Source organism: Corynebacterium sp. 13CS0277 (assembly GCF_002994655.1).
GTDB lineage: Bacteria > Actinomycetota > Actinomycetes > Mycobacteriales > Mycobacteriaceae > Corynebacterium.
In genome coordinates this window covers 23,132-29,864 of record NZ_PPDL01000030.1, presented here as the reverse complement: position 1 = coordinate 29,864, position 6,733 = coordinate 23,132, and the positions used below count along the sequence as shown (strand labels likewise).

6 protein-coding genes are annotated in these 6,733 nt (G+C 68.6%); all 6 read right to left on the bottom strand.

Going from position 1 to position 6,733, the window contains the following annotated elements; all coding sequences use genetic code 11:
- Positions 1 to 119: 119 nt before the first annotated feature.
- A complete protein-coding gene (locus C1Y63_RS11375) occupies positions 120 to 374 on the bottom strand; it encodes a hypothetical protein (protein ID WP_106016571.1) in 255 nt (84 codons plus the stop codon).
- A gap of 277 nt (positions 375 to 651) precedes the next feature.
- Complete coding sequence (locus C1Y63_RS11370; RefSeq protein ID WP_106016570.1) at positions 652 to 2,586, bottom strand: glycosyltransferase family 4 protein; 1,935 nt, start codon at positions 2,584 to 2,586, stop codon at positions 652 to 654.
- A 367-nt stretch (positions 2,587 to 2,953) separates the two neighbouring features.
- Positions 2,954 to 3,205 (bottom strand): hypothetical protein, encoded by a 252-nt coding sequence (locus tag C1Y63_RS11365; RefSeq protein WP_106016569.1) that lies wholly within the window; start codon positions 3,203 to 3,205, stop codon positions 2,954 to 2,956.
- A 59-nt stretch (positions 3,206 to 3,264) separates the two neighbouring features.
- Positions 3,265 to 4,179: a DUF5926 family protein gene (locus C1Y63_RS11360; RefSeq protein WP_106016568.1), complete on the bottom strand. Its 915-nt coding sequence runs from the start codon at positions 4,177 to 4,179 to the stop codon at positions 3,265 to 3,267.
- Between the two features lie 187 nt (positions 4,180 to 4,366).
- A complete protein-coding gene (locus C1Y63_RS11355; protein ID WP_158256160.1) occupies positions 4,367 to 5,104 on the bottom strand; it encodes a glycerophosphodiester phosphodiesterase family protein in 738 nt (245 codons plus the stop codon).
- A 441-nt stretch (positions 5,105 to 5,545) separates the two neighbouring features.
- Positions 5,546 to 6,502 (bottom strand): L-lactate dehydrogenase, encoded by a 957-nt coding sequence (locus tag C1Y63_RS11350; protein WP_106016566.1) that lies wholly within the window; start codon positions 6,500 to 6,502, stop codon positions 5,546 to 5,548.
- Positions 6,503 to 6,733 lie beyond the last annotated feature (231 nt).

The window sequence follows — 6,733 nt, the reverse complement described above, 5'->3', positions numbered from 1 at the left end:
CAGCGGTCATCGCTGGCTCCTTTCGTGTTGGTCTGCAAACTATGACGAAGGGCTATGGGTCAGCGGTGGCCGTTTTTTGTGCTTGGGCACGCCACCTGCGAGGATCCTGTTACACCACTCTAAGGGACACAACCGCGGACACAGATCCCCACCACCGTCGCAAACGACACCAGGCCGGTGAGCACACTGAAACCCAAGGCCGCGCCACCCATGGTGACGTAGGCCTGCTGGGCCTCACCTGCCGCGCCGGCACCGACGACGATGAGCGCAATATTCAACGTCAACACCACGGCCAAGGTCACCGCAGTAACGATGAGCGACAACCATGAGCCGGCACCACGCACGACGGAACTGACCGCCAGCTTGGGAATCATCAGCATCCTTCCACGAACAGTTTTCGGCGCAATTATTGCAAGCACGCAATGAGTCCGCAGGAAGAACGCCCATCCCCACCGATAATCACCCCCACAACCACCCCCGACCGGGCGACAGGACCTGCGGTACCGCACGGGCACGCCGCCACCGAAGAGCCCCCGTCCTTCGCGCAGCGTTCACAACCTCCCGAGGAAGTACAGCTAACCCACCCCACGGGCACCGCCCCCCGTGGGACACCCCGCCTCAGCCCCAATCACACCGCCACACCGTGTGTGGTCAGCGCTCCTCGCCGCGCGGGTCTTCGGCCGGCGCCGCGCTCATCGCCGCGCTCGGCTTCTCGCCCAATTCCTCGTAGGCGCGCACGATGCGGGCGGCGCCGCGTTCCCACGTGCGGGATGCGGCAAATGCCCGGGCCGCGGGTGCGAGCGGGTGGGTGCGGGTGTCGTCGAGCTGCCCTACGCAGTCCACGATGGCTTGCGCCCAGATCTCCGGGTCGCGGGGCAGGATCCACTCGGCCGCCTCCGGCGGGGTGATTTCTTCCAGGGCCGGCACATCACTGACGAGCACCGGGCACCCCACACCCAGCGCCGGGATGCTCTTCAGCGGGGTGATAGTGCGCGTGACGTCCGTGTCGGCGCGGGGCACAGTAAACACGTCGAGGGCGGCGTAGTACACGGCGGCGCGCTCCGGGGGGACTTTGCCGACGAAGATCATGGTGTCCACCCCTTGGGCGGCGGCCCGAGCTTTCAGCTCCGGCAGGGCAACCCCGTCGCCCACGATAAGGATCCGGGCGGCAGGCAGCCGTGTGGCGAGCAGTTGTGCGACATCCACAAGGAGGTCGAGGCCCTCGTAATCCACCACCGCCGTGATGGTGCCGATCAGTGGGGTGTCAGTCTCCAGTCCCCATTCGGCGCACACCTCCGCGCGGGCGGCCGCCCGGTCGAGTGGCTTCTCGAGGCTCGCCTGCGGCACACCGTTGCCGACCACGAGGATCGGGGTAGTCACCCCGCGGGCGGCCAGCGCCGCCCGCTGCACCTCAGAGAGCACGATGACGCGGTCTGCATCGTTAGCGAGTTCCGCTTCTCGGGCGCGCAGCGCCCGGAATCGCGGCGACGCCGCGGCACGCTCCCGCCACGCCTGCGGCAGGGAGGCCACCCAGGAGCGTTCCCTCTCGCCGCGCATCTCGTACACCCACGGCAACCCCAGGCGGCGGGCGGCCGCGCGGGCGACGAGCCCGTTCTCGTAGTCGGTGGTGGCGTGAATGACGGTCGCCCCGCAGGCGATGACATGCTCCACGACATGGTCGGTGTGGGCTGCCAGCCGCCGGCTGAGCAGGGGGTGGAAGAGCCCTGGGATATGACGGTGGTAGGTGACGTCGTCCACCTGATCCGGCCCCGCAGACAGCACCCCAATGATGGCCGGGTACCCGTAGCGGGTCACCGCCCGCAGACACTCTCTGCAAGCCTGCCGCGCGCCCGCACCATCCGGGGTCTCACCTTTCGTGCCCGCACCATCCGATGTCTGACCCTTCGTGCCCTCACACAGCTGGCGCGTGATCGCTTGCAGGAGGGTGTGGGTGCGCTGCGCGTAGCCGGCCGTGGAATGCGGGTACGAGTTCGTCAGCACCAGCACCGGCCGGGGGCCGGGGCCGGCTGCCTCCTGGCTGCGCGCCAGGCGCCGCCTGGCCACAGCGTCGGGCGCCTCGTCGGGCCGCCACTCGCCGCGCAGAACCCGCGCCTCATCCGCCCGCCACGCGGACACCGGTCGCAGCACGTGCCGCAGCCAAGGCCACTGCGGCATCCCCGCCCAGTTCGATGCGCGCCCCGCCCTGCGGGTACCTGCGGCGTCAGCGCTCCCTGCGGCGGAATCAACGTCCAGCTCCCCCAGCGCGAAGTCCTGCCGGCGGCGGGCCGCCGCCCCACGCACCGGCACCTGCGCATGGGAACCCACAGCCACCCAGTCCCGCAGGTGGCGAAACGCTCCCCCATCACTCGCTGCCAGCAGCGCGGCAGCGGCCTGGCGCTCATCAGCCAACAGCAGACCCGCAGCCTGCACTGCGGGGTTCGGAACCTTCCGCGCGGTCGCTGTCACTGCCCGGCGCGCCCGCGCCGGGATTTTCCGGGCAATGTTGAGCGCCAGACCGTGAGGGTCCTTCATTGCCGCCTGTGCGGCGAAAGTCAACAGTGTGGTGGCGCTGCGCAGGGTGCGCACAGATGACTCCTTCGCGCGACAATGAGGGCCCGGATCCTTCAATAATCGTCTCCGGGCAGGGAACACTAGAAGACTAACTCACGCCAGTACTCGTGCGGGGCAGTGGTATTTCCCGCGGTGGGACGCTCGGGAGTGCGCGGAATGTACGGGGGTATCCCGGGCCCCGTGTGCCCTATGCCCCTGTGTGCCCTATGCCAACGCGTCAATCTCATCTGCGCCGGTGGGCACTGATAATCCGGCTGTGTGAGCACATTATTTCCAGGGGCGAGCATGGCGAAGCCCACGCGCCAACCACGGGGGTCGGGCGTGGGCTCTTCGGTGACTGGCGGCAACTCGCGTGAGTAAGCCGCACGCGCACCCGTTAATCTCAGGGCTCCGGCGGCGTGACGCCTTCTGCTTCGCCACCTGCGGGGGCGACCCTGTGCGAAGCGTCCTGTACCTCACGGCGGGCGTGGCGGCGTGCCGCGAGCGCTGTGAGCATCCTGAGCCCGGCCATCACCCACACAGCCAGGGCAACACCGATGAAGACATGGTGGCCGCCAGTGAGGAACAGCCCGACCACCGCCACGGTGAGGAGGACGAAGCCCACCACCGTGTGCGTGGTGTTGTCGTCTTGCATCGTGGATGCACTCCTCGCGGGTCGTTGATGGGGTGGGGCCCAGGGCTGAGCTTCCGCTGTTAGCGGATGGTGACCTGGCGGGACTTGATGTTCTCCAGGCGGCGGCGCTCCTCGGAGGTGAGCTCCGCATCGGAGTCAATGTCGGCCTCAATGCCCTTGGCGAGTTCCGCCAGGACCGGGCCGTAGGTGGCCGGGTCGACCGTGGGGTCGAGGTCGAAGACGGGTACCACGACGCCGTGGGTGCGGAACACACCAGCGAACTTCGTGTCCTCACCCAGGTGCAGGGCACCCTTCGCGGCGACGCGCGCGAGGGCGCGCAGCAGCTTGTCTTCGTCGTCGGTGCGCACCCAGCGGATGTGGGCCTTGTCGCCGGCGTCAATCCACCAGGCGGCACCGTGGAAGTCGCCTTCGATCTTCTTCGACGGCATGACGGAGTCGTTGGCGGCCTGCAGGGCCTGGGCGTACATCGGGTCGATGGTGGAGCCTTCCGGCACCCACCAGTCGAAGTTCTCGTACACCTCGACATCGAAGGTCTGCTGCGGGTCGAGGAGGGTGTCGAGCTTCGGCTCAGAACCGTCGGCCGCAGTAGAGCCCAGGGTGTCGCCGGGCTTCGCGGTGGTCAGCCAGTTGAGGGCGTAGGCCAGGTCGCGGCCCGGGTTGTGGGAGTGGCCCGCCACCTGGAGGGCGACGAGGGCGTCGCCACCGAACTCTTCGTCGCGGACGACGGCGGCGACGGCACCCGGCAGGACGGTGCACAGGTAGACGTCGCGGTCGACGCCGGCCACGCTGATCTTGGCCTTGGCGGACGGCACGAACTCCTGCAGGGCCACGAGGGTGGCTTCCTCAGCGAAGCCGCCGTAGGGGCGGGGGTCGCGTTCGAGGGCGGCGCGTTCAGCGGCGCGGGCGGCGAGCTTCGCCTGGCGGCGGCTCATGCCCTCGGGAAGCTGTTCCTTTTTCTTGTTCTTCTTAGCCATGGCGCTCATGGTACCCGGCAGGCTGCCGCAGGCCACGCACGGGCGGCCGGTGGGCGCGCCCCAGGCGCGGACAGCACCCCTTGTTCCCGGCCCGTGTCCCCCAGTGCGCCCCGGCCGCGATCCGTGCGCTGCTGGTGGTACTCCGTGAGCGCGCCGGTGGGGTTACTCCGTGTGCGCGGGCGGGGGGTTACTCCTCGTGCGCGCCGGTGGTGTCGCCGGCGGTGAGGATGCGGGCCGCATCCGCCGGGAAATCCGTCGCCAGATACGCCATGCCCGCCTGGGCGGCGGCGAGGATCTGCTCCCGGGTGTTCGCCGTGTAGCAGTAGCGGGGCCCGTCAATGCTCCGCAGGGCGGCACTGCGGCGGGCGATGACATCAATGTTGGCGCCATAGCCGAACGGCACCCAGCGGTGCAGCACCGCCGAGACCGGCCACAGCAGATCCCGGTGCAGCCAGATCACATCAAGCTGTGGTGCCAGCCGGCGCACACGCCACAGCGACCACGGGGAGAAGCTGATGATGTGCACCCGCGGGGAGGATGCCAACCCCCGGGCGGTGAGCATGCGGACGAGGGCGCGTTCCACGCGCCCGCCGAAGCGGGTGGGGTGTTTGGTCTCCACGAATAGGTGCGCCCCCGGGTAGGCCTCATAGATGTCGAGCAGCTCCGCGAAGGTGAGCACCGGCTCCACCGTGTCGTCACCGATGTTGAGCTCACGCAGCTGTGCCAGCGTGTGGGAACTGACCCGCCCCGTCCCGTTGGACACCCGATCCAGCACCGGGTCGTGCAGGCACACGAGGTGGCCGTCGGCGGTGAGCCGCACGTCGCATTCAATGCCGTCGGCCCCTTGGGCGAGGGCGGCGCGCATGGCGCGCGCAGTGTGTTCAGCACAGGTGCCGGATGCTCCGCGGTGTCCGATGATCAGCATGGGTTCACACCCTACTCCGCCCGCCACCGCCCACTCCCCCAGGAGCGTGGTGTGGAGCTCCGCTGAGCGCACGGCCCACGTCCCCCACATCCAGTGCGACCCAGTGCGACACAGCGCGACCCAGTGCGACTCGGTGCCACACAGCACCACACAGTGCGGCAGTCCCCCCCAGACAGATCCCCACACGCAGACGCACACCCACGCCTCCCTGCGCCCAGGACCACTGGCGTGGCCTTGGGTGGCGGGCTCGGCAGTGTGCCGTGGCCCGCGCGTGGGGTGCGTGGGTGTGCGTGTCAGGTGCGCCGGCGGCGCGCGTCACCATCAGGTGCGCCGGCGGTGTCTTGGCGGGCCTGCGTTGCGGCCCAGTCTCACGCCCGAGTACGGGCGCGAGACTTACGGGGTGAGGGGGCTGCCCTCCAGGAGGATGAGCCTCCCAGGGGTTTAGCCCTCCTTGGGGAAGAACTCTTCCTGGATGGCGCGCAGGGTGTTGACGGAGTGCTTGAAGCGCTCCATCTCGTGCTCGGTGAGCTCCAGCTCGACCGGGCGGCGGATGCCCTTGCGGCACACGATGGCGGGGGTGCCGATGTAGATGTCTTCCTCGCCGTACTCGCCCTGCAGGAGGGTGGACACCGGGAGGGCGACGTCCTGGTTGTGCAGGATGGCGCGGGTGATGCGGGCCAGGCCCATGCCGATGCCGTAGGAGGTGGAGCCCTTGGCGTCGATGATGGTGTAGGCGGCGTCGCGGGTGTCCTCGAAGATCTTCTCCAGGCGGCCCTCGAGCTCCGGGTCCTTCTCCAGCTTCTTGCGCATGGACACACCGGCCACGGTGGCAGAGGACAGCACCGGCAGCTCGGTGTCGCCGTGCTCACCAATGATGTAGGCGTGGATGGAGGTCGGGGCGACGTCGTAGAGCTCGCCCAGCATGTAGCGGAAGCGGGCGGAGTCGAGGACGGTGCCGGAGCCGATGACGCGCTCGTGGGGCAGGCCGGAGTACTTCCACACCGCGTAGGTGAGGACATCCACCGGGTTGGAGGCCACGAGGAAGATGCCGTCGAAGCCGTGGGCCATGACCTGGTCGACGATCGACTTCATGATGTTCATGTTCTTGCCGACGAGCTGCAGGCGGGTCTCGCCCGGCTTCTGGGCGGCGCCGGCGCAGATGACGACCATGGCGGCGTCGCGGCAGTCCTCGTAGGTGCCCTTGGTGACCTTGGTGCGCGACGGGGCCCACACCACACCGTGGTTGAGGTCCATCACGTTGCCTTCGAGCTTCTTCTCATCGATGTCGATGATGGCGAGGTGATCACAGGTGGACTGGTTCACCAGGGCGTACGCGTAGGCGACTCCCACGTCGCCAGCACCAATGAGGACGACTTTGTTTCCGGTGGGGTTGTACACGGCGGTACCGATCCTTTGCAGTTGCGAGTAGAGGTGATGCCGGCACCGGCACCACGGGTCCTTATCCCCTGTGTTCTCCACGTCCTGGCCGGCGCACCCGGGAGAAACAGTGGGTGCGTGCCGGCGGTGGGAGTGTGTGTCAGGAGGATCGTGGGCGGGTGGTGTGGCAGTCGGCGGTTGCGTCAGATGACAGCAGGTACTGCGGGGCTCACATCACGCGGGCCTCGCGTG